Source organism: Pseudoalteromonas sp. C8, from assembly GCF_011378685.1.
Classification (GTDB): domain Bacteria; phylum Pseudomonadota; class Gammaproteobacteria; order Enterobacterales; family Alteromonadaceae; genus Pseudoalteromonas; species Pseudoalteromonas arctica.
Genome location: NZ_WTKT01000062.1, coordinates 1 through 662 on the forward strand (window position 1 = coordinate 1; position 662 = coordinate 662).

Annotated in this window: 1 protein-coding gene; it reads right to left on the bottom strand. The window is 46.1% G+C overall.

What is annotated here, in order from left to right:
• The coding region (locus GQR39_RS20040) for an Ig-like domain-containing protein (protein WP_165736430.1) at positions 1-662 on the bottom strand (662 nt) is incomplete at both ends.

Consider the following 662-nt stretch of genomic DNA (forward strand, 5'->3'; position numbering starts at 1 on the left):
GCGATTGTCGCAGTTGTTCCGGCAAGATAAGTCGTGGCATCACCGTCAACAAAAAACTCAACAACACTTAAGGTATCATTCTCTGCATCGGTATCATTGTTTAATACGTTACCTGTTGAAGACGTATCTTCGGTCACATCAAATGGACCATCGTTAACCGCAATTGGCGCATCATCAACCGCGATAACATCCGTGAAACTTAAGACCGCTGTACTGCTTTCATTGGCTTCACCTGTTCCATCGCTGACGGTATAAGTTGCACTCGGTACAGGTCCGTTATAATCAGGGGTTGGCGTAAAGGTGTAACTACCATTAGCGTTGATGATGAGTGTTCCCACACCCGTTAATGTCGCGGTATCACCTGCGTTGTAAATGGTCGCATCACCATCAATCACAAATTGCGTTAACGTTAGCGCTGCGCCTTCGGCGTCACTGTCGTTGGTTAAAACATTACCTGTGGCTGGTGTATCTTCGGTTACTTCAACCGGACCATCATCTACTGCATCAGGTGCATCATTTATCGTAATAACATCATTGAAGCTCAATACCGCGCTATCAATGCCGCCTTCGCCGTCACTGACAACGTAGGTAGTATCAGGAACAGCGCCGTTATAATTAAGGGTTGGCGTAAAGGTAAATGAACCGTTGGTGTTGATCACTAA